The sequence below is a fragment of the Intestinimonas sp. RTP31139st1_F5_RTP31139_211217 genome (assembly GCF_040226735.1).
Lineage (GTDB): Bacteria > Bacillota > Clostridia > Oscillospirales > Oscillospiraceae > Intestinimonas > Intestinimonas butyriciproducens.
The window spans coordinates 69314-90105 of record NZ_JBCOAQ010000008.1; the positions used below are offsets into that span (position 1 = coordinate 69314).

Annotated in this window: 23 protein-coding genes and 2 pseudogenes; 14 read left to right on the forward strand and 11 right to left on the reverse strand. The window is 50.1% G+C overall.

Features of this window, described 5'->3' with window-relative positions; translation table 11 throughout:
- Positions 1-119: 119 nt before the first annotated feature.
- The 3 genes from mobQ to ABUA09_RS07935 all read left to right on the forward strand — a co-directional run bounded on the left by mobQ (position 120) and on the right by ABUA09_RS07935 (position 3716).
- Entirely contained in the window at positions 120-1700 is a 1581-nt protein-coding gene (mobQ, locus tag ABUA09_RS07925) for a MobQ family relaxase (protein WP_349830861.1), read from the forward strand.
- Positions 1701-1765: 65 nt separating this feature from the next.
- The gene (locus tag ABUA09_RS07930) at positions 1766-2410 is read left to right on the forward strand and encodes a CHC2 zinc finger domain-containing protein (RefSeq protein WP_349949262.1); all 645 of its coding nucleotides are present in this window, start codon (positions 1766-1768) and stop codon (positions 2408-2410) included.
- The gene (locus ABUA09_RS07935) at positions 2379-3716 is read left to right on the forward strand and encodes a virulence-associated E family protein (RefSeq protein WP_349949272.1); all 1338 of its coding nucleotides are present in this window, start codon (positions 2379-2381) and stop codon (positions 3714-3716) included. Before ABUA09_RS07930 ends, ABUA09_RS07935 begins: the two co-directional genes overlap by 32 nt.
- Before the next feature lie 28 nt (positions 3717-3744).
- On the opposite strand, the gene ABUA09_RS07940 is transcribed toward ABUA09_RS07935, so the two are convergent.
- A complete protein-coding gene (locus ABUA09_RS07940; protein WP_349949263.1) occupies positions 3745-3984 on the reverse strand; it encodes a tweety protein in 240 nt (79 codons plus the stop codon).
- Here ABUA09_RS07940 and ABUA09_RS07945 point away from each other — a divergent pair.
- The 4 genes and pseudogenes from ABUA09_RS07945 to ABUA09_RS07960 all read left to right on the forward strand — a co-directional run.
- Positions 3958-4155 carry a hypothetical protein gene (locus tag ABUA09_RS07945; RefSeq protein ID WP_349949264.1) on the forward strand — a complete coding sequence of 66 codons (198 nt, stop codon included), beginning with the start codon at positions 3958-3960 and terminating at the stop codon, positions 4153-4155. The genes ABUA09_RS07940 and ABUA09_RS07945 overlap by 27 nt on opposite strands.
- Positions 4156-5826, forward strand: coding sequence for a recombinase family protein (locus tag ABUA09_RS07950; protein ID WP_349830776.1), 1671 nt, complete (start codon positions 4156-4158; stop codon positions 5824-5826).
- Positions 5827-5916: 90 nt separating this feature from the next.
- Positions 5917-6000: pseudogene (locus ABUA09_RS07955) on the forward strand (Maff2 family mobile element protein); the annotation flags it as partial.
- Between the two features lie 15 nt (positions 6001-6015).
- Positions 6016-6294 (forward strand): annotated as a pseudogene (locus tag ABUA09_RS07960) (VirB6/TrbL-like conjugal transfer protein, CD1112 family); the annotation flags it as partial.
- A gap of 110 nt (positions 6295-6404) precedes the next feature.
- Here ABUA09_RS07960 and ABUA09_RS07965 read toward each other — a convergent pair.
- Together ABUA09_RS07965 and ABUA09_RS07970 are read right to left on the reverse strand one after the other, a co-directional pair.
- Entirely contained in the window at positions 6405-8399 is a 1995-nt protein-coding gene (locus ABUA09_RS07965; RefSeq protein ID WP_279204490.1) for a M56 family metallopeptidase, read from the reverse strand.
- Positions 8396-8767, reverse strand: coding sequence for a BlaI/MecI/CopY family transcriptional regulator (locus ABUA09_RS07970; protein ID WP_279204488.1), 372 nt, complete (start codon positions 8765-8767; stop codon positions 8396-8398). Before ABUA09_RS07970 ends, ABUA09_RS07965 begins: the two co-directional genes overlap by 4 nt.
- A gap of 1308 nt (positions 8768-10075) precedes the next feature.
- Between ABUA09_RS07970 and ABUA09_RS07975 the strand changes: the two genes are divergently transcribed.
- Together ABUA09_RS07975 and ABUA09_RS07980 are read left to right on the forward strand one after the other, a co-directional pair.
- Positions 10076-10477 (forward strand): plasmid mobilization protein, encoded by a 402-nt coding sequence (locus tag ABUA09_RS07975; RefSeq protein WP_349949265.1) that lies wholly within the window; start codon positions 10076-10078, stop codon positions 10475-10477.
- A complete protein-coding gene (locus tag ABUA09_RS07980) occupies positions 10449-12086 on the forward strand; it encodes a relaxase/mobilization nuclease domain-containing protein (RefSeq protein ID WP_349949266.1) in 1638 nt (545 codons plus the stop codon). The genes ABUA09_RS07975 and ABUA09_RS07980 overlap by 29 nt, the downstream gene beginning before the upstream one ends.
- 41 nt (positions 12087-12127) lie before the next feature.
- Here the strand turns inward: ABUA09_RS07980 and ABUA09_RS07985 are convergent, their stop codons facing one another.
- Together ABUA09_RS07985 and ABUA09_RS07990 are read right to left on the reverse strand one after the other, a co-directional pair.
- A complete protein-coding gene (locus ABUA09_RS07985) occupies positions 12128-12418 on the reverse strand; it encodes a type II toxin-antitoxin system mRNA interferase toxin, RelE/StbE family (RefSeq protein ID WP_195615463.1) in 291 nt (96 codons plus the stop codon).
- Positions 12415-12693, reverse strand: coding sequence for a type II toxin-antitoxin system RelB/DinJ family antitoxin (locus ABUA09_RS07990; protein ID WP_022180030.1), 279 nt, complete (start codon positions 12691-12693; stop codon positions 12415-12417). The genes ABUA09_RS07985 and ABUA09_RS07990 overlap by 4 nt, the downstream gene beginning before the upstream one ends.
- Before the next feature lie 521 nt (positions 12694-13214).
- On the opposite strand from ABUA09_RS07990, the gene ABUA09_RS07995 reads away from it, so the two are divergent.
- The 4 genes from ABUA09_RS07995 to ABUA09_RS08010 all read left to right on the forward strand — a co-directional run bounded on the left by ABUA09_RS07995 (position 13215) and on the right by ABUA09_RS08010 (position 15303).
- Positions 13215-13943 (forward strand): replication initiator protein A, encoded by a 729-nt coding sequence (locus ABUA09_RS07995; protein ID WP_349949267.1) that lies wholly within the window; start codon positions 13215-13217, stop codon positions 13941-13943.
- Positions 13940-14791 (forward strand): ATP-binding protein, encoded by an 852-nt coding sequence (locus ABUA09_RS08000; RefSeq protein ID WP_349949268.1) that lies wholly within the window; start codon positions 13940-13942, stop codon positions 14789-14791. The genes ABUA09_RS07995 and ABUA09_RS08000 overlap by 4 nt, the downstream gene beginning before the upstream one ends.
- Entirely contained in the window at positions 14788-14982 is a 195-nt protein-coding gene (locus ABUA09_RS08005) for a transposon-encoded TnpW family protein (protein WP_349949269.1), read from the forward strand. Before ABUA09_RS08000 ends, ABUA09_RS08005 begins: the two co-directional genes overlap by 4 nt.
- A 120-nt stretch (positions 14983-15102) precedes the next feature.
- Complete coding sequence (locus ABUA09_RS08010) at positions 15103-15303, forward strand: recombinase family protein (protein WP_349949270.1); 201 nt, start codon at positions 15103-15105, stop codon at positions 15301-15303.
- On the opposite strand, the gene ABUA09_RS08015 is transcribed toward ABUA09_RS08010, so the two are convergent.
- The 6 genes from ABUA09_RS08015 to ABUA09_RS08040 form a co-directional block, all read right to left on the reverse strand.
- Positions 15296-16969 carry a recombinase family protein gene (locus ABUA09_RS08015; RefSeq protein WP_002604471.1) on the reverse strand — a complete coding sequence of 558 codons (1674 nt, stop codon included), beginning with the start codon at positions 16967-16969 and terminating at the stop codon, positions 15296-15298. The genes ABUA09_RS08010 and ABUA09_RS08015 overlap by 8 nt on opposite strands.
- A gap of 77 nt (positions 16970-17046) precedes the next feature.
- Entirely contained in the window at positions 17047-17220 is a 174-nt protein-coding gene (locus ABUA09_RS08020; RefSeq protein WP_002604472.1) for a transposon-encoded TnpW family protein, read from the reverse strand.
- Positions 17221-17678: 458 nt separating this feature from the next.
- A complete protein-coding gene (locus ABUA09_RS08025; RefSeq protein ID WP_002604473.1) occupies positions 17679-17921 on the reverse strand; it encodes a helix-turn-helix domain-containing protein in 243 nt (80 codons plus the stop codon).
- Positions 17905-18342: a sigma-70 family RNA polymerase sigma factor gene (locus ABUA09_RS08030; protein WP_002604474.1), complete on the reverse strand. Its 438-nt coding sequence runs from the start codon at positions 18340-18342 to the stop codon at positions 17905-17907. The genes ABUA09_RS08025 and ABUA09_RS08030 overlap by 17 nt, the downstream gene beginning before the upstream one ends.
- 473 nt (positions 18343-18815) lie before the next feature.
- Entirely contained in the window at positions 18816-19799 is a 984-nt protein-coding gene (gene rlmN / locus ABUA09_RS08035) for a 23S rRNA (adenine(2503)-C(2))-methyltransferase RlmN (protein ID WP_002584956.1), read from the reverse strand.
- Between the two features lie 16 nt (positions 19800-19815).
- Positions 19816-20001 (reverse strand): cysteine-rich KTR domain-containing protein, encoded by a 186-nt coding sequence (locus ABUA09_RS08040; RefSeq protein WP_003431289.1) that lies wholly within the window; start codon positions 19999-20001, stop codon positions 19816-19818.
- A gap of 398 nt (positions 20002-20399) precedes the next feature.
- Here ABUA09_RS08040 and ABUA09_RS08045 point away from each other — a divergent pair, with 398 nt between their 5' ends.
- Positions 20400-20756, forward strand: a complete 357-nt coding sequence (locus ABUA09_RS08045) for a helix-turn-helix transcriptional regulator (protein WP_002584957.1) — start codon at positions 20400-20402, stop codon at positions 20754-20756.
- Positions 20757-20792: the final 36 nt, after the last annotated feature.

The following is a 20792-nucleotide window of genomic DNA, read 5'->3' on the forward strand; positions in this document are numbered from 1 at the left end:
GCCGCCCACACAGCGGCACACCGAGCAGGAAATCTGAAAAGGTCTCCTGCTTTTTTCTGCCCCAAATGAGGTGGTAAAACGCCACCCCATCCACCAATTACCGAAAGGAGGGACACGAAATGCCCTGTCCACACAACGAAATCACGATTGTTCAGCGCAGCCAGCGGCAGTCTGCGGTTGCCGCCGCTGCTTACCAGAGTGGCGAAAAGCTGTTCTGTGAATACGACCAGCAAGTGAAGCACTACCCAGAAAAGCGTGGTATCGTCCACAATGAAATCCTGCTCCCGGCAAATGCCCCACAGGAATATGCAGACCGCAATACCTTATGGAACGCCGCCGAAGCGGTGGAGAAGCAATGGAACTCTCAGCTTGCAAGGCGGTGGGTGCTTAGCATCCCCAGAGAAATACCGCCCGACCAGTACGCTGTTCTTGTCCGGGAGTTTTGCCAGAAGCAGTTTGTTTCCAAAGGCATGATTGCTGATTTTGCTATCCATGACCCCCATCCGCCGGGACATAATCCCCACGCCCATGTCCTGCTGACCATGCGGGCAATGGACGAACATGGGAAATGGCTTCCCAAGAGCCGCAAAGTTTATGACCTTGACGAAAACGGGGAACGGATCAAACTTCCGTCTGGCAGGTGGAAAAGCCACAAGGAGGATACGGTGGACTGGAACGACCAGAAGTATTGTGAAATCTGGCGGCATGAATGGGAGGTCATCCAGAACCGCTATCTGGAAGCCAATGACCGCCCGGAGCGTGTGGACTTGCGTTCCTATTCCAGACAGGGGCTTGATATTATCCCCACTGTCCATGAAGGGACTGCTGTCTGGCAGATGGAAAAGCGTGGTATCCAGACGAATATCGGCAACCTGAACCGGGAAATCAGAGCCGCCAACCGCCTGATGAAGTCCATCCGGCAACTTATCCAAAACCTCAAAGGCTGGATTACCGAGCTGGGGGAAAAACGGAAAGAACTGCTTGCACAAAAAGCGGCGGAGGAAGCGACACTTCTTCCAAATCTGCTGATGAAGTACATGGAGATACGAAAGGAAGAACGGAAGGACTGGACGAGGGCTGGACAGAACCGGGGGACTTCACAGGACTTAAAGGCAGTCAGCGAAGCCCTGTCCTATCTCCGGCAAAAGGGGCTTTCCACTGTGGAGGACTTAGAAGCCTTTCTGGAATCTTCCGGGAAATCAGCCGCAGATTACCGCAATCAGATGAAGCCAAAGGAAGCCCGCAGCAAAGTGATTGATGGGATTCTTGCCAGCCGGACAGACTGCAAGGAATGTAAGCCTGTCTATGAGAAGTACCAGAAGATATTTTTCAAGAAAACAAAGGAGAAATTCAAACAGGAACACCCGGAGGTTGCCCGATATGCGAAAGCCGCCGCCTATCTTGCCAAGCACCCGGACGATAAGGATAAAACGAAAAATGAGCTGCAACAGGAGCAGGAAACGCTTCTTAGCGAAATCGCAGAGCTGAAAGTACCGCTGACCGAGGTACAGGAGGATTTGAAGAAGCTGCGGGACATCCGCTACTGGGTACGGAAAGCCACACCCGGCACAGAGGAAAGCAAAGAGCCGCCCAGGAAGCAGCCTATCAAGGAAGTCTTGCAGGATAAGGCAGACGAGAAAAAGGCACAAAGAACCGCCCCGACGCAGACGAAACACAGACAACAGGATATGGAACTTTAACAGGCACTTGCCATTTTCAATCAGAGAATGTCAGGTGCTTTTCTTATTTTCAAGGAGGGATAGATTTGAATGTATTTGAAGCTGTGAAGCAGTCCGTCACAACAAGACAGGCTGCGGAGCATTATGGAATCCATGTAGGTCGGAACGGGATGGCTTGCTGCCCGTTCCATCACGATAAAACCCCAAGCATGAAGCTGGATCGGCGTTACCACTGCTTCGGCTGCGGTGCGGATGGGGATGTGATTGATTTTGCCGCCGCCCTGTATGGGCTGGGAAAGAAAGAAGCCGCCATACAACTGGCAAATGACTTCGGGCTTTCCTATGAGGACTGGAAGCCGCCGGGAAAGGCAAAAAAGCCCAAGCCTCGGCAGAAATCCCCGGAGGAACAGTTTCAGGAAGCAAAGAGCCGCTGCTTCCGTATTCTTGCTGATTATCTCCATCTGCTCCGGGCATGGAGAAAGGACTACGCCCCGCATTCCCCGGAGGAAGTCTTTCATCCCCGGTTTGTGGAAGCCTTACAGAAGCAAGCCCATGTGGAATATCTGCTGGATGTGCTGCTGTTCGGGGAGACAGAGGAAAAAGCGGCTTTGATTACGGACTACGGAAAGGATGTGATACAGCTTGAACAGCGAATGGCAGAGCTTGCAGCCGCAGACGCAGCAAGAACTAAAAAACACCATGAACGCCATGCAGCCGCCCCAGAGCATTGAGGAAATCAAGGCGGGGCTGGAAACCACCGAGAAAGGCGGTGTCCGTCAGAGCATACGGAACTGCCTGACCGTATTCCAGCGTGACCCGCTGCTTTCCGGGGCTATCGCATACAACATCCTGACCGACCGCAAGGACATCATAAAGCTCATCGGCTTCCACAGGGACAGCACCGCCTTAAACGATACGGACATGAAATATCTGCTTCTCTATCTGGAAGAAACCTACGGGCTTACCAATGAGAAAAAGATTGATAACGCTATCGGGATTGTGGCGAATGAAAACAAGTACCACCCCATCAGGGACTACCTCAATACACTTGTGTGGGACGGTACAGAGCGAATCCGCTTCTGCCTGCGGCACTTTCTGGGGGCTGACGCAGACGATTACACCTATGAAGCGTTGAAGCTGTTCCTGCTGGGTGCAGTCTCACGAGTCTTTCAGCCGGGGTGCAAGTTTGAAATCATGCTCTGTCTGGTAGGCGGTCAGGGGGCTGGCAAGTCCACCTTCTTCCGTCTGCTGGCAGTCCGGGACGAGTGGTTCTCCGATGATTTGCGGAAGCTGGACGATGACAATGTGTACCGTAAGCTGCAAGGTCACTGGATTATCGAAATGTCGGAAATGATGGCAACCGCCAACGCCAAGAGCATTGAGGAAATCAAGTCGTTTTTAAGCCGGCAGAAAGAGGTTTACAAGATACCCTATGAAACCCACCCGGCAGACCGCCCCCGTCAGTGCGTGTTTGGCGGCACTTCCAATGCCCTTGACTTCCTGCCCCTTGACCGTTCAGGCAACCGCCGTTTTATCCCGGTCATGGTGTACCCGGAGCAGGCGGAGGTTCACATTTTGGAGGACGAAGCCGCTTCCAGAGCCTATATCGAGCAGATGTGGGCAGAAGCTATGGAGATTTACCGAAGCGGCAGGTTCAAGCTGGCTTTCAGCCCCACCATGCAGCGGTATCTCAAAGAACACCAGCGGGATTTTATGCCGGAGGACACCAAAGCCGGAATGATACAGGCGTATCTTGATAAGTACACCGGGAGCATGGTCTGTTCCAAGCAGCTTTACAAGGAAGCCTTGAACCACACCTTTGACGAGCCGAAGCAATGGGAAATCCGGGAAATCAACGAGATTATGAACCAGTGCATTACCGGCTGGCGGTACTTCCCGAACCCAAGAATGTTTTCCGAATATGGCAGACAAAAGGGCTGGGAGCGTGAAAACCCGGCAACGGACTCCGGCAACCCGTCTGAAAAAACGATGGATGGTTTTGTGGAGGTCACAGAACAGATGGAGCTTCCATTCTGAAAATGACCGCCCGTTGCACCCCCTGTTGCTATCCCGTTGCCGAGCCGTTTGCCGGGGAAAACCCCTTATTTCCGGGCTTTTCTCCCTTATAACAACCAAAACAACAGAAAAATAAAAGAAAAGTATAAATAGTAACCATCGCCAGATTGAGATTGTTTGCAAGGTCTTTTGAAGCCCGTTGCCGGACTTCGTTGCCGACACCCTCTGTCTGGCTATTTTCATGTATGGAGGATAACTGCCTATGGCAAAAAACAAAACAGAGATTCATGTGACTACTGTGTTTGACGGGGAACTGGACGCAACCGATGTATTCGTCAGCCTGATTTCCCAGAAATACGGAAAGACAAATACAAAAGAATATATTGCTAAAAAGAAAGATATAGGCTATAATGAAGATGAGGTTCAAAAGAGCCAGATACCGTCTGGATTGTGTGGGTAAATGGCTATGATGAACGAAATGGAATACAGAACAATCGGTTCGGCACTTGCCGGGGGCTATCGTGCAGCGGTCTATTGCAGGCTGTCAAAGGACGATGACCTGCAAGGCGAAAGTGCCAGTATCGCCAACCAGCGGGATATGCTGGAAAAATACTGCGAAAAGCAGGGATGGGAGGTTGTGGCAGTCTATCAGGACGATGGCTTCACAGGTCTTAATATGGATCGTCCTGATTTACAGAGAATGTTGAGAGCCATTGAGCGCAGGCAAATCAACCTTGTCATCACGAAAGACCTCAGCCGACTGGGGCGTAACTATCTGCAAACCGGGCATTTGATTGAGGACTTTTTCCCAAGAAACGGTGTCCGCTATATCGCCATGAATGACGGTATCGACACCCTGCGGGATAACAACGATATTGCCCCGTTCAAAAATATCCTGAATGAGATGTACAGTAAGGATATTTCCAAGAAAGTCCATTCCTCTTATCTTCTGAAAGCACAGAAAGGACAGTTTACCGGGTGTCTTGCCCCGTTTGGGTATCGGAAAGACCCGGAGGACAAAAACCATCTGCTCATTGACGAGGAAACCGCCCCGATTGTGCGGCTGATTTTCGGATATGCCCTAAACGGTCATGGTCCGAACTATATCCGCAGACGGCTGGAGGAAGAAAAAATCCCTTGCCCCACATGGTGGAACCGGGAACGGGGGCTTCGCAATACCCGCACAAAATGGGAAAAGAAAGACCCGGAAAACGGGCGGTATATGTGGGACTTCTCCGTTATCAAAGACCTTTTGATGAATCCCGTCTACACCGGTGCGATTGCTTCCCAGAAAAAAGACTACCGTTTCAAAATCGGCACAATTGGGGAAAAGAAGCCGGAGGACTGGATTGTGGTGGAGGGACAGCATGAACCGCTGATTGACAGCATGAGCTTTGACATTGTGCAGAATAAGCTGAAATCCCGCCAGCGTCCGGGGCAGACCAATGAAATCAGCCTGTTTGCCGGACTGGTAAAATGCGGCGAGTGTGGGAAGTCGCTGACGATACGCTACACAAACGCAAAACATCCCCAGCGGATTTATTCCTGCAAGACCTACAACGCCTTTGGAAAGAACCACTGCACCCAGCACCGGATTGACTATGACACCCTTTACAGCCATGTGCTGCGGAAAATCCGGGAATGTGCCAGAGCTGCCCTGATGGACGGGGAAGCGGTTGCCGACCGCCTGACCAATACCTGTGAAGCCGAGCAGCGGGAACAGCGGGAAGCAATGGAACGCTCCCTCACAAGGGACGAGGAACGGATTGAGGTTCTGGACAAAATGGTCATGCGGCTTTATGAGGATATGATTGCAGGGCGTATCAGTGAGCAGAATTTCAACACCATGCTGGAAAAGACACAGACCGAGCAGACGGAGCTTAAAACAAAAGTGTCCGAGGGCAGAAAGCGGCTGTCCGATGAAGTCCAGCTTGCCAATGACGCAAAACAATGGGTGGAAGCCATTCAGGAATACGCCAACATCACAGAGCTGGACGCAGCCACCCTCAACCGCTTAATCAAAGAAATCGTCGTGCATGAGCGCATTGACGAAGATAAAACAAGACACATTTCTATCGAAATTCATTTTAATCTCAAACCCATCCCGGAGGTGGAACAGGTCACTGCCTGACCTGTCCCGCCGGGACGGTTCTCTTAACAACACCATATAGATTTTTTGTACGCCGCCGCCCGCCATCGAGCAGAGTTTTACACCTAATTGGGGATAAAACAGCTCATGGCGGGCGGCGGCGTTGCCCTGATCGGCGCGACCCTCGTACCCCTGCTTTCCGGCCTGTTCGGTTAAGCGCGGGACTAACCTATGCAGAGCATACTTGACGCGATTAGCGAATGGATAAAAGGAATCCTGATAGGAGCCATCAACGGTAATCTGTCAACTATGTTCGGGGACGTAAACGAGAAAGTCGGCACAATCGCCGCAGAGGTAGGGCAGACCCCGCAAGGGTGGAACGCTGGCATATTCTCCATGATACGGACGCTATCGGAGAGTGTCATAGTCCCCATTGCGGGGCTTGTCATTACCTATGTCCTGTGCTACGAGCTAATCAGCATGGTAACGGAAAAGAACAATATGCACGACGATGTATGCTAATAGCGAGGACTTTCAAGTCCTCGCTATTACAACGATGGTCAGCTCATTTGTGGCAGAATGGAATGACCAAAATATGAAATTGCATCATGGGGAGGATCTTAATAGCGCGAAATACTCTGCCCGTCCTCGGTTAGCTGTATGCTGCCATCAACAACGGCAATATCAAACAGGTGCGTCTGCGGAGGTTCCTTCTGGTCAATCCCCTGCACACGGACAACGCCGTCGTCCCCGCGGATAAAGGATAAATCATACCATTCCGTGCAGAATAGGGTATCGTATTTCAGCGTGTCTGCCCCAATCTCTGCGGCGCGGAAGGTGAAGGTGAAAAGGCCGGAGGTTCGCCCAAAACCGAGAACGCAGACCTCATCTATTCCGTCTCCATCTACGTCGAAAACGATGGAATCGTAGATCGGGTAGTCGTTATGCAGCAGTGTGTCCCCTTCTCCAAAAAGCATGGCGCTGACTGTTTCTATGTACTGCGCCTGTTTTTCTTCCAGACTTTCTCCGTTTTCAGTGACAATCCAGCACTCCGGGATATAGCTGGAAATAGGATTTTGCCACGGAATGACATGGATATCATCCGGATCGAGTGCATACGCGGCAAGGATGTACCGCATTTGCTCACTACTTGCACCGCGAAGCGCCAGCAATTCCTGTGCAGTGCTGTCTCTTGGAGATGCCGTATGCGGAAGCAAGCCAAAGTAATAACTGTCCGGAGCCATCTGCCAGACATAGACATCCAGTCCTGCGGACGCATCCAGATCGAAGTATTCCGGATACTGCACACGAAGCGGTTGCAAATCGAATGCCGCAGAAACATCTCCACCGGCGCAGATTCGGCTCAGATATTCCTGAAACTCCCTGTCCGACACCGCATACCGCTTGCCACTTTGCTCAATGTCCACCATTGTGTTATCAGAAAGGCTATATCCGCTGATTCTGATATAACTTCCATCTTGCATCTGCGCACTGATCTGATATCCCGGCGTCAGTCCGGCATATTTATCGCTACGCTTGCAGTTTTTAACTCCAGCCAGACGGGAGTTTAACTCACCGATCTGTGCCGGGGTCATTTCAATGGCAACCGGATCGTCCGCATTTCTCATATCAAAGTGATTTGCAGAAACAATAGTGTTGGCTGACACATCGAATTGGAACCCGATTGGATTTGTCAGGAAACAAACTGCAATCACAGCGCAGACAATTACGGAAGCCAAAACAATCCAGAATGCGGGCTTCTTATAGTTCATCACGGACTTTACACGCTCCTTTACTCCGATTTCACCAAAAGCAAGGGGACACGCTGCAATTACACGACGGCCCACGCTGCAAGTCACAAGTGCCTGTGTATAATCAGCCCGTTGCTCATTGCCCATTTCCCCGATAACCTTTTCATCACAGGCAAGCTCAATATCCCGGCACAGCAGGACATAGCTGAGCCACATCAGCGGATTAAACCAATGGATCGTCAGAAGCAGAAAGCCAAGCGGCTTCCACCAATGATCCCTGCGGCAGATATGCGTCTGCTCATGGGCAATTACATGACCCATCTCGCGGCTGTCCATATGATACGGGAGGTAGATTTTGGGTCTGATGATTCCCAGCACAAACGGGGAGCAAACCTTCTCGCTTTGATAGATGTTGCCCCGCAGGATTACCGCTTCGCAGACCTTGCGGCGCAAACGCCAGTAACTCACAGCAGAGTAGAGGAAAAGGGCTGCTATTCCGAAAAGCCAAATCCCCGCTAAAACCGGAATCCATATTTGCAGCGGATTTGCACTGGCACCCGGTGCGGGCGTGAACGAGCCGCTGATTACTGGGTTGATAACATGATTGAGGGCAGGAACACCCGTCTGGACGGAAGGTGACTGCTCCATCATAATGGTTGGGCTAATCGTTTCTGCGCTCGGTATCAGGCTCAGTACACTTTCAATCGAAAACGGGAAAACCATCCGTGCAGCGACAATGCCCCAAAGCAGAACATTTACCCATTTGGGAGCTTTTTTCAAGCAAAACCGCAATGTCAAAACCGCAATCACAACCCAGCTTGCGGATATGCTCATATTGACGATCTTCAGAAAAAGTTCGCTCATGTTGCTTCCCCCTTTCGGATGCGGTCGATCATCTGCTGCACTTCGTCAAGTTCGTCATTAGATAAATCCTGCCGTTTGGTAAAGGCAGCGATAAAAGCAGGAAGAGAGCCTTCAAACTTCTTTTCCACCAGTTCATCGATCTCACACGCCTGCGCTTCATCCTTTGATACAAGAGCGGTCACAATGCCATCTTCATTTTTCAGTACGCCGCGTTCCCCAAGGCGTTTGATAACGGTATAAGTCGTGGTTCGCTTCCATCCCAACTGTTCCTGACATAGCTTTGTAAGCTGCGCAGCAGCGATTGGTTCATGCTCCCACATAATCAGACAGAACCGATATTCACCCTCATGAATCTTTGGTATCTCCATATGCAAGCCCTCCTTGTCTACGACAGTAGACTTCGTGTTTAGTCTACACGATTAGACATTCAAAGTCAATAGAGTTCACAGAAAAGTTACACAGGCAGCCGCAGAAAAAGCGGCTGCCTTTTTTCTGGACTTTGCCAAACCGCTCACGTCAGGCCGCGGTAGTGGTGAATAGTGGGCAGGACGGTTTATCGCAAACGCTTTATTTGCAGAAGTGGCCAAAAAGCGTTTTTGAAATTGTAGTAAGGGTAGAGGAGGAAAAACGCTCCGGTCGAGCCTTACTAATGGTAACGCCAATGTCACCATTGGTATGTCGTAATCCCGCTGCTGCGATGCCATAAAAACAGAAAAAAAGTCGCAGCAACGAACGGCGGGCGATGGCAACTTGTTCACAAAATGTTTACAAATACACACCCTGCTTTTTGCCGGAAAGATGTCCGTTGTAAAGTGAAGGGAGGTTAGGAGCAGCAGAGAGCAAGATTCTACCGAGGTGCCAGATTTCGCATTTTGCTCATTCTGTCCCATCGGAATCTTGTTGGGGAGTGCCTTCCCCAAACCCTGCTATACGCAGCCTGACGACTGCGGCAACCTTGCCCAGCGACAGAGCTTTGCAAGCTCTATCGCCGTGCAAGGTTTTGAAAATCGCCTGAGCTGAAACCAGCGCCCGCAGCCAGCACAGAAAACTTTCTTCACCGCCATACTCAACAAACGGCAGATTTTTGTCCGTTGTAAAGTGAAGGAGAAAAACATTGGGACAAAACCGGGGGCTGATTCACTTGGTAAGGTGGAGAGGTTTTCAGAATTTTTTCTCCGGCAGTACCAAGTTTTCGAGAAAAAATGTCCGTTGTAAATTGAGGGGCTTCCAAGCCGGAAAGCCCTTCCCGTGCCGGAGCCGGTAACAGTTTGACCCCGGCGGCACGGTGTTCCTTGACAAGTGAATAGTTTTTTCAGGCAACAAGCTCTCTGCGATAGCCGAACCGAAGGACGCGCCAAGACCTCCCGTGTGGGAGTGAGCGATCAACGTCAGCTTCGGGAAAGCCGGGTCGTTCCCGGTGGGCGATGACAGCAGAGGGCAGCTACTCCCCATCCGGGATCGTCCGAGCGTGATAACAACCGTCGCAGACCATCCGATGAAAGGCCGCATGAGTAAATTGCGGGCTTGAAGCGAGTGCCGAGAACGTCAGGCAGTCTGAGAAAGCAGAAGTTATAAAGCAAAGGGCTTTCCGTTTTGGAAAACCCTTGTGAGTTTGAGCCGGTAATAGGGTGCAAATTTGCCCCGAAAACGGCGATAAGTGAAAGGAGATGAAGCCAATGCCCCGCAAAAGGTATGACACGCCGCACCGCAGCCGTGTTGTCAAGACCCGCATGACCGAGGATGAATACGCCGATTTTGCCGCCCGCCTTGCGCCCTACGGCATCAGTCAGTCCGAGTTTATCCGCAGAGCCATTCAGGGCGCAAGCATTCGCCCCGTTGTCACGGTTTCCCCGGTCAACGACGAGCTGCTTGCCGCGCTCGGAAAGCTGACCGCCGAATACGGCAGAATTGGGAATAACCTCAATCAGATCGCCCGCGCCATCAACGACTGGCACAATCCCTATCCCCAGCTTGCGGCAGAAGTACGAGCGGCGGCTTCCGACCTTGCCGCCTTGAAGTTTGAGGTTCTGGAAAAGGTAGGTGAAGCCGTTGGCAACGTTCAAACATATCAGCTCTAAAAACGCCAACTACGGCGACGCTGAAAAATACCTGACCTTTGCGCACGACGAGTTCACCATGAAGCCCACACTGGACGCGGACGGGCGGCTTGTGCCGAGAGAGGATTACCGCATTTCCACGCTGAACTGCGGCGAGGAAGATTTTGCGGTTGCCTGTATGCGCTCCAACCTCCGCTATGGAAAAAATCAGAAGAAAGAGGACGTAAAGAGCCACCACTACATCATCAGCTTTGACCCACGGGACGGCCCGGACAATGGGCTGACCGTGGACAAGGCGCAGGAGCTTGGCGAGAGGTTTTGCCGGGAGCAATTTCCCGGTCATCAGGCTATCGTCTGCACCCACCCGGACGGGCATAACCAGTCCGGCAACATCCATGTGCATATCGTCATCAACAGTCTGCGGATCGAAAATGTGCCGCTGCTGCCCTACATGGACAGACCCGCCGACACGAAAGCCGGATGCAAGCACCGCTGCACCGACGCGGCAATGGAATATTTCAGATCCGAGGTCATGGAGCTGTGCCACGAAGCCGGGCTGTATCAGATCGATCTTCTGAACGGCAGCGCAAACCGCGTCACTGAGCGCGAGTATTGGGCGAGGAAAAAGGGACAGGCTGCGCTGGATCATGAAAACGCCGCCCTTGCCGCAGAGGGCAAGCCCACCAAGCCGACACGCTTTGAAACCGACAAAGAGAAGCTGCGTCAGATCATCCGAAAAACGCTGAACGAATCGTTCACCGTCGAGGATTTTACGCAAAAGCTCCTGCAATACGGCGTGACCGTCAAGGAGAGTCGCGGGCGGTTTTCCTACCTCACACCCGACCGTACAAAGCCCATCACGGCGCGGAAGCTGGGTGATAGCTTTGACAAGGCCGCCGTGCTTGCCGCTTTGGAGCAAAACACCCTGCGTCCTGAGAATACCCTCACCTTAAATGATGGTATTCCGCTTGACCGCACCCTATCTTCAAACGAGGGTGCTTCCGACAAGACTGCCCCGAAGTGGAGCGCACCGCAAGCCTCCTCCGTTGGACGCATGGTTGACCGTGAAGCAAAACGCGCCGAGGGCAAGGGCATCGGCTATGACCGCTGGGCGACGATGCACAATCTCAAGGCGTGGTCGAAAACCTTCCTATACTTGCAGGAGCATGATCTTCTATCCCCGGACAAGCTGAGCGCCGCTGTTGATGCAGCCGGTGCGGAAGCACGGGAAGCACGCAGCCGCTATGACGCTGCCGCTGCCAAAGTGACGGACAAAAAGGCAATGCTGGAAGCAATGGACAATTACCGCAAAACCTATCCCGTTATCAAGGAGTATCGTGCGATCCGCAAAGAAAAGGACAGGCAGAAATTCTATGCCGCACACGAAGCGGATTTTATCATCAACGACGCTGCCAAGCGCCAGCTTGACAAGCTGGGCGCACCCAAGCAGCTTCCGAAACGCAAAGAGGTCGTTGCGGAGATTCAATCTCTCATTTCAGAGAAAAACGAGTGCTACAACGATTACCGCGAGAAAAGCGACCGGCTGCATGAGCTGATGACCATGCAGCGCAACTATCAGATGTCGATGCCGCAGCCGAAGCGAGGACACAGCCATGAGCAGGAGCGGTAAAAAGCAAAATGCCGCACAGGTTTCCCCATGCGGCACAATGCTCATTTCCCGAACAGATCGCTATGCGTTCCGGTTCTGGAAAGTGTCAGCACCAGAACATCGCCCTCAACGCGGTAGATCAGAAGCCAGTCGGGCTGAATGTGGCACTCCCGGTGTCCACGCCAGTTGCCGGTCAGGTCATGATCTCTGTTCTCAGGCGGCAGCGTGTTTCCCATTGCAAGCGTTTCAATCACGGTTTCAAGAAGCTCAATTTGCAGTCCGCGCTTGATTGCCAGCTTGTAATCCTTCTTGAACGCCGTGGTCGGCTTGACGGTCAGCTTTGTCTTTCTCACTTTTTCAGATCGGCAAAAAGCTCGTCAAGGTCGTTATAGCCCTTTACAGACGGGTCTTTCGCAATCCTTTCCGCTTCCAGCATGGCGGCAATCGTCTCCTTGTTAGGTTGATTGATGGAGATTTCAAACGGAATCCCGCCCTCCCGGATCGATTGACGCACGAAAATATTGAAAGCCGTTGTGAGATTCATGCCAAGCTCCGAAAACAAAGCGTCAGCCTGTGCTTTCAGGTCGCTGTCCATTCGGATGCTGATGTTTGTTGTAGTTCCAGCCATGAAATCATCCCCTTTCTACTGGCACTATTATTATACGCCATCTGCACGAGAAATACAATACAGCGCACGAAAAAGATACAATTTGTTTTCAAATCCAAAAAGGAGCAAATGCCCCTCCCGAAAGCGCACAGAACGCGCCGAAGGGACTTACCCATACCGCAATACCACCCGTTCTCCAAGTGGAGCGTACAGCGCAAAAAATCTCCGAAAATGATACCGAGATTTACAGTTTGACCGTCTGCCGGAGCATAACGCTTTGGCGACAGATAGGAGTGTAAAAATGCCGAGAATGAGTAAACAGCGGCGGCTGGAATGGTCGTTCTTCCTCGACCACCGAAACCGCATTTCCTACAATCCCCTTTGCCGTGGGTGTGTCCACGGCTGCAAGCAAAGCTTCCGGGCAATCGTTGTTCTTTGTCCGCATTACTGGTCAAAACGCTGGAAACCGCCCGACTGAGGGCTGTCACGATTCGTTATACCTCTAATTCCCACGAAGGAGGTGACATTCCATCACTGAGTACATGAGAGCGGATACCCGGCTGCCGCCGTATCTGCCATATCCCCGTTTCCTGCTGCAAACAGATCTGACCCAGACGGCGAAGCTGCTGTACGCGCTGCTGCTTGACCGGGCGACGCTCTCACAGGCAAACGGCTGGCTGGACGAGGGCGGCAGGATTTACCTTGTGTTTCCCATAGAGAAGATTGCCGCCGCGCTGGACAGAAGCCCCATGACCGTGAAAAACGCCCTTTCCGAGCTGGAGAACGCTGGGCTGATTGAGCGGCGCAGAAGTGGCTTTTCCAAGCCGAACCGCATCTATGTAAAGCTGCCGTCAGACGGACAGAAAACTTTCCAAGAGGCAGACAGAAATCCGTCCTTCATTGAGAAAGAAAACTGTCTGACTGATGGACAGAAAGCTGTCCCTATGATGGAAAGAAAACTGTCCCCTAACAACCTGAGTAGTAGCAACCTGAATCAGAACCACATGAGTAGAGAGAGCGAAGCGCCCGCCACATACGGGCGGTATGAGAATGTTTTCCTGACTGATACCGAATACGCCGAGCTGCTGCGGGAGTTTCCCGACAGGCTGGACAGACTCATATCCGAGCTGTCCTCCTACATGGAATCCACAGGCAGAAGCTATCAGAATCACGCTGCCACCATCAGACGGTGGGCAGAGAACGATAAAGCAAAGGGTGTCCCGAAACAGGGCATCCCTGATTACACCTGTAAGGAGGGAGAAAGCCTATGAACGATTTTACCGATGTTGTTTCCAAAGTGATGGAAGTCAGACCCGACGAGGGCGATTACACCGGCGAGGACGGCTTGCTGTACTGCGGCAAGTGCCATACGCCGAAGGAAGCCTATTTTGAAGATGGTCACGCCGCCCTGTTCGGACGTGACCGGCATCCCACGAACTGTGCCTGTCAGCAAAAACGTTATGAAAAAGAGCGGCTGGCCGACCAGCAGCGCAAGCATGAGAACGCCGTAAAGGAGCTGAAAAAGGACTGCTTTGACACGCCGAAGCTGCGGGACTGGTGCTTTGCTCAGGACAACGGCGCGAATCCGCAAATGAAGCACGCGAGATTTTATGCCGACAATTTTGATACGATGCGCTCAGAGAATATCGGCTATCTGCTCTGGGGCAGCGTCGGGACGGGCAAGAGCTTTTTCGCCGCCTGTATTGCCAACGCCCTGATGGAAAAGGAAATTCCCGTCCGCATGACGAACTTTGCCGCCGTTCTCAATGACCTGTCTGGCAGCTTTGAGGGCAGAAACCAATACATCGCCCACCTGTGCCGCTATCCGCTGCTGATTCTGGATGATTTCGGCATGGAGCGCGGCACGGAATACGGGCTGGAACAGGTCTACAACGTGATAGACAGCCGCTACCGCAGCGGCAAGCCCCTGATCGTCACCACCAATCTGAGCCTTGACGAGTTGCAGCATCCGCAGGACACACCCCACGCCCGTATTTATGACCGGCTGCTGGAAATGTGCGCCCCGATCCTGTTCACCGGGACAAACTTCCGCAGACAGGCCGCACAAAGTAAGCTGGAAAAAATAAAAACGATGATGAAGGAGAAGGAGTGCCTATGAACAATACCGCCACCGCGACCGCAAAAGAAATCGTGCGCCGTCCCACGCCTGACGCTCCTTCCTCTGCCGGAAGGATGACCCGCAGGGTGGGCAACACCACCTACCGCGTGACGCTGCATTTCAAAGAAAACGGCAAGGAGGATATGAACGACAAAATCAAGCGCCTGATCAAAATGGGCTGCGAAGGCTGAGAAAGCGAGGAATTGCGATGAAAACCCGGAAAAGTTTACATTGTCCGCTTTACTGCGGCAGGAAAATCGGCTATACTGTAATTGCCACAAATGAGCTGGCTGTCTGAAAGAGGTATCGTTATGAACAACAGACAGTCACAAGAAAAAATCACCGCCATCTATTGCCGCTTGAGCCGCGACGATGATCTTGCCGGGGACAGTAATTCCATCATTCATCAGAAGGATATGCTCACGCGGTATGCCCGTGAACGGAATTTTCCGAATGTATCGGTCTATTCTGACGACGGTTGGAGCGGTACGAATTTTGCTGGGGTTAGATAGCGATACTTTTTACATCTACCATGTTGCGGCGGTCATGGTTGACAACTTGCGTCGGCTCCTGCTCGGTATCAACCTGTCCGACAAAGCTATAATGGATTTCGATTTTCCGGGTGTTGGTTTCCCGGTCTAATTCATGTATCAAAATACGGTCGATAAACTCATGGACGTTTTCATAGGTCAATTCCTGTATGTCGCTGTATTTCCCGACAATCTGAATAAACCTTGATATATCCCTTTTTCGCTCGGTAACGGTTGCGATCTGCTGTTGTAACTCGTCTATCCTTGCGGCAAGGGATTTCTTTTCGTCCTCATAGCCGGAAGTTAGAAACACAAACCGTTCATCTGTCAGTCTGCCTAATGCGTTGTCCTCATACAGCTTGCGGAAAAGCGTGTCAAGTTCGGTCATACGCGCCTGTGCTTTGAAAAGTTCCTTTTGCTGCTGCGCTAATGCCTTTCTCGCTTCCATGTCGCCGTACTCGGTAGCTTTACAGATAAAGTCCTGTTCGTGTTCCTTAACATACCGCAAAACCCGCCGCATATCTTCCAGCACTAAATCAAGAAGTACGTTTTTGCGGATATAATGAGAGGTACACTCGCTGCCTGTCCTTGCCCTGTTGCGCCATGCGCCGCAAGAATAGGAAAACTTGCGCGGCTCGATATTTACGCCCTGTTGGTAATACATCTTATGTCTGCAACCAGCGCAAAACAGCAAGCCGGAAAAAATATCAATCTCCGCTGCTTTTGTCGGGCGGTGGCGGGTAGCAATCCGCTTTTGCGCAAGTTCAAAGGTTTCCTCGTCAACAAGCGGCTCATGGGTGTTTGGGAAGAAATAGCGTTGTTCTTCTTCGTTCTTCCGGGTCTTTTTCGACTTGTAGGATACCTTGTGAGTTTTCGCGGTTATGGTATGCCCTAAATATTCCTGCCTTGCTAATATGTCATAGAGCGTTTTGTCCGGCCAAGTATAGGGGGCGATCATTGCCCGCTGATACCGCGCCTGTCCTGTACGCTGATAGCGCAACGCTCCAATCGTCAAGACTTTGTTTTCCGCAAGCCATTTTTGGATTTCGCACATACGCACGCCGCTAACAAACATAGCGAAAACCTGTTTGACAATCGGCGCGGTTTCCGGGTCGGGTATAAGGTGGTGGCGGTTGTTCGGGTCTGGGATATAGCCGTATGGATATTCCCCGTTGACGCGCTCGCCTTTTTGCGCCTGTGCCTGTTTAACTGCGCGGATTTTCTTGCTTGTGTCGCGGGCGTAAAACTCGTTAAACCAGTTCCGCAAGGGGGTAAACTCGTTATCCTCCCGCGCTGTGTCAACTCCGTCGTTGATCGCGATATAGCGTACTCCGTTTTCGGGAAATACAATCTCTATGAGTTCGCCCGTTTTCAGATAGTTTCTGCCAAGACGGGAAAGGTCTTTGGTAATGACCGTCGCCACTCGTCCGGCTTCCACTTCCTGCAACATCGCTTGCAGCCCCTCGCGCTCAAAACTCACGCCGGAAAATCCGTCGTCCACAAAAAACTTTGTGTTCAAAAAATGGTGTTCGTCCGCATAGCGTTGAAGTATCATTTTTTGGTGCTGTATGCTTCCGCTTTCTCCGGCTTGCATATCCTCTTGACTTAAACGGCAGTAAAGGGCGGTGATTTTATTCGACTGTAACATTAGTCCTCCTTTCCGACAGCCGAATAAACAGGTATAATGTGTTGCTATCATTATACCATATCCCGCCGCCTAATGCACTACTCGGACGCTAAAAATCCCGGATTTCCGGGCTTTTTCTGCAAATCCTTTACAATGAGTTTCTCAATCTTTTTATGGATTGTATCGGTTGCCTTTTCACTCGGCAACGCTTGAACAAGATAGGTGATTTTCCCTATTTTGCGTTCGGTTGTAATTGTCTGTTTTTTATCCATTAGAAAAACCTCCTTTTCCTGTATGGATAAACTATATTCGTCAAAAGGCAAAAACGGGCGGTTGTTAGCTGCAACCTCACGGGAGTTTCACCCCGGCCCATGCTTATGGGTGCGCCGCGCAATACTTTGAGGGTGTTCAACGCGGGAGTATCATTGTGCCGCCTTGTATGTCGTCGCCCACAAGCTGCTAAACCTGTTTTACGGCGCGGTAGTTCTCGCTCGGCTTTTCCCCTATGGGGAAAAGCTGTCATGGCGTACCCGCCGACTGGCTCGGTACAGACGGAATGTACCCGTTTGCCTGTTATGCTGCGCACCAAAGGCCGCTTTCTTTGTCAAAGAACAATAGGCTTTGTCGGCCTGCAAAAGCACATCAACAGCGGATATGCTTTTGCGGAACGACAAATAGCCCATAACGGGAAGCGTGGAAAGGGGACACGCTCCCCGCATGGGCTAAAAGATTATCCTACATGAAAAGCAAGGGTGCGGGTAATAAGGCGCACTTGCAGCCTGTTACGCATTTCCTCGTCCACATAGGAATAGGTATTGCCCGCGTCGTCTTTCAGCGTGCGGGTACAAAGTTTCGCTATGTAACCCTCGTAGTGCTTCAAGATCGCGCACATGGCGGTTGTGTCGCCGTTTGCCGCTGCGGAAATGACAGGGAACGGCAACAGATTTTCAGACTTCCTAACGGTATTCATCATCTGCTTTTCCCTCCAAATACTGTTTGATTTTCGCAAGCGCGGATTTCCTGTGCCGGAAAACCGTCGTGCGTACAACATTCAGCAGTTCGCCAATTTCCGCGTCGCTCATATCCAAGAAGTAGGACAAAAGGATAATGTCGCGTTTCCTTTCGGGCAAAGCGTTAAGGGCTTCGGCAAGCAGTTCATTTTTGACGAGTACATCAAAGCCGGACACTTGAAAACGGAAATAATCGCTTTCGTATTCGTCCGTTGTGAAAAGCTGCGCGAGTTCGCTTTCGCTCAAATCCGAAAAAGTAACTTCGCGTGCTGCGCGTTTCGCAAGAGTGCGGCGGTGGCTTTTCGCTTCGCCGACCAAAGTTTTCTTTGCTAATGCGTCGTACTGATGTTGTATTCTTTCCTTGTCGGAAGAAGATAGCTCCATAGAGTTCACCTCCTTCCCGCGTGGAGTAGAGGACGGGAGTTAAGGGCTTGTCCTCTCTGCCCCTTTCGCTCCGTACCCGTTCGGGAGATGGCTCTTGAGTGCGCTTTTCAGAAAAAAGTTGAAAAAAGCAAAATGCGCCCGTCCGCAAGACGCGGACGGGCGCAAAGGAAATGTAAGCAGTAGCTAAATGTATTGACAGTTCACATTCATAGCCGGAATATCCCGCTTGCGGAGCATAGCTTTTTTTGACCGCAAAGCATTAGGCGGGTTACAGTAAATAAAAATGGACACGGCGATACCTCCCCGATACCGCCGTATCCTTAAAAAAGGGCGACTTTAATACACTACCCGCAATCCATTCTATAATAGGGAACAGCGGCTTTTGCGCAATATTAAATAAAAAAGCCGATAACACATAGGTTTTTTGACCTAATGCGTTATCGGCTCTGCGTCTATGCGTCTGGCACTTTTAATCATTTTTTTTTGAATTTATTATATGTGTTAGCTAACTGTCCACAAGCCGCGTTAATCTCTCTGCCATGAGAAACTCTCATAGTAACTTCAAGTCCTGCTTGCTCTAATTGATGTTTGAATGCAACTATTTCCCGTTTCTGTGGTGCTTTAATTCTTGAATTGCTTGTTGGGTTGTATTGTAACACGTTAATCATAACTTTTTTGCCCCGAAACCATTTTGCAAGTTGTCTTACATCTGAGGGCCGGTCATTTATACCCGGTAAAAGCAAATACGCAAAGACAATTTTGCGATTATGCCTTTCAGAATAGGATAAGGCTTGCTTAACAACATCTTCAATAGCATATATGCGCATGTGAGGAATAATACGATTTCTTGCAGATTGTGTTGCTGCGTGTAAAGATATTGTCAACTGAATTTTAAGATGTTCCTCGCGCAATTTTTTTAATTGATCGACCGGACCAACTGTTGATATGGTAATGCCGTCGGTTGGAAAGTTGAGCCCATATCTATCTCGGAGAATATGGATTGCTTTTATCAAGTTGTCATAATTGAATAAAGGCTCTCCCATACCCATAAAAACGATACGGTTTACTTTTCGACGCAACAATATAATCTGTTGTACGATTTCTGACGATGTTAGATTACGAACAAAGCCATTTCGCCCGGACTCACAAAAAATACAACCAACAGGACAACCGACTTGTGTGCTCACGCAAACAGTTCCACCATCTCGCCGCTTGATAAAAACCGTTTCAATGTATTTGTTGTCTTTCAGTTCGTAAACATACTTTTCAGTATCACTGCTTTTGCAAATATTTTTTACCAACATTGATAGATTTTTTTTGCGTGGTAATTGCTTATATAATTCTTCATATAAGGCTTTTGCTTCATTCTCGCCAATAACTTCCGACATTTCTTTGTAAGTAAATCCGTATGGATCATTCCGTACTTCCGCAGGCGTATATTTAGGTAAACGTTTCATTTTTATATCCTTTCTTCTAAATAATAAAAGTTTGTTTTTCTGTATTTTTGATTACAATCTCTAATTTTTCTACATCAATGATATGCGTCAATTTGCATTTAGGGCAGAAAAGAGGAAAATCTTTTAATACAGTATTATGAAATACTTGAACTCTCGTCTTTCCGTTACAAATCGGACATTTTATCCAATATTTTTTAAGCATTATATTTCACTCGTCCTTTTTACACAAAAAAATGCAGGTCAATCCTCAACATGAGCATTGACCTGCATTTATAATGCACAGAGCAGTACAACAAAACTAAGGCATAGCTTGCACTATGTCTATACTATATCTATACGTCGTTAGTTTTTTGTATAGCATCCGCAAAATAAGCATGACAAAAAAGCCCATGTTGAAAATGGGAAAATCCTTTTTTTCAATGCTTATCTAATACGCATGCTATGCAACATAAACGCCGCCTCCTTTTACATAAATTTTATTTTATCAGAAAATCAGTCTACTGTCAATACACAACAGGAAGTATTTAACCTAATGATATGAATTGTGTGGACATATCCAAAAAGAAAGGTGAACTGTAAAATGTAACAGGGTGAATGAAAATGGCAAAAAGACCCGTACCATTGTACGACTTTAAGGCTTTCGGGGCAGCTATAAAAGCCGCGAGAAATGAATACGGCGAGAGCCGCAAAAAGGTAAGCGACGAGTTATATATTTCCCCGCGCTACCTTGCGAATATCGAGAACAAGGGACAACAGCCGAGTTTACAGGTATTCTATGACCTTGTAACCCGGTATCATATTTCGGTAGATCAATTTTTCTTCCCGAACAGCAATGCGGAGAAATCCACCGGGCGGCGGCAGCTTGACGCGCTGCTGGACGGTATGAGCGATAAAGGCATACGGATTGTAACCGCAACAGCAAGGGAGATAACGGAAGTCGAAAAAGCAGAGGATTAACCTCACAATATGAGAAATCGGGAGATTGCAGCGCAT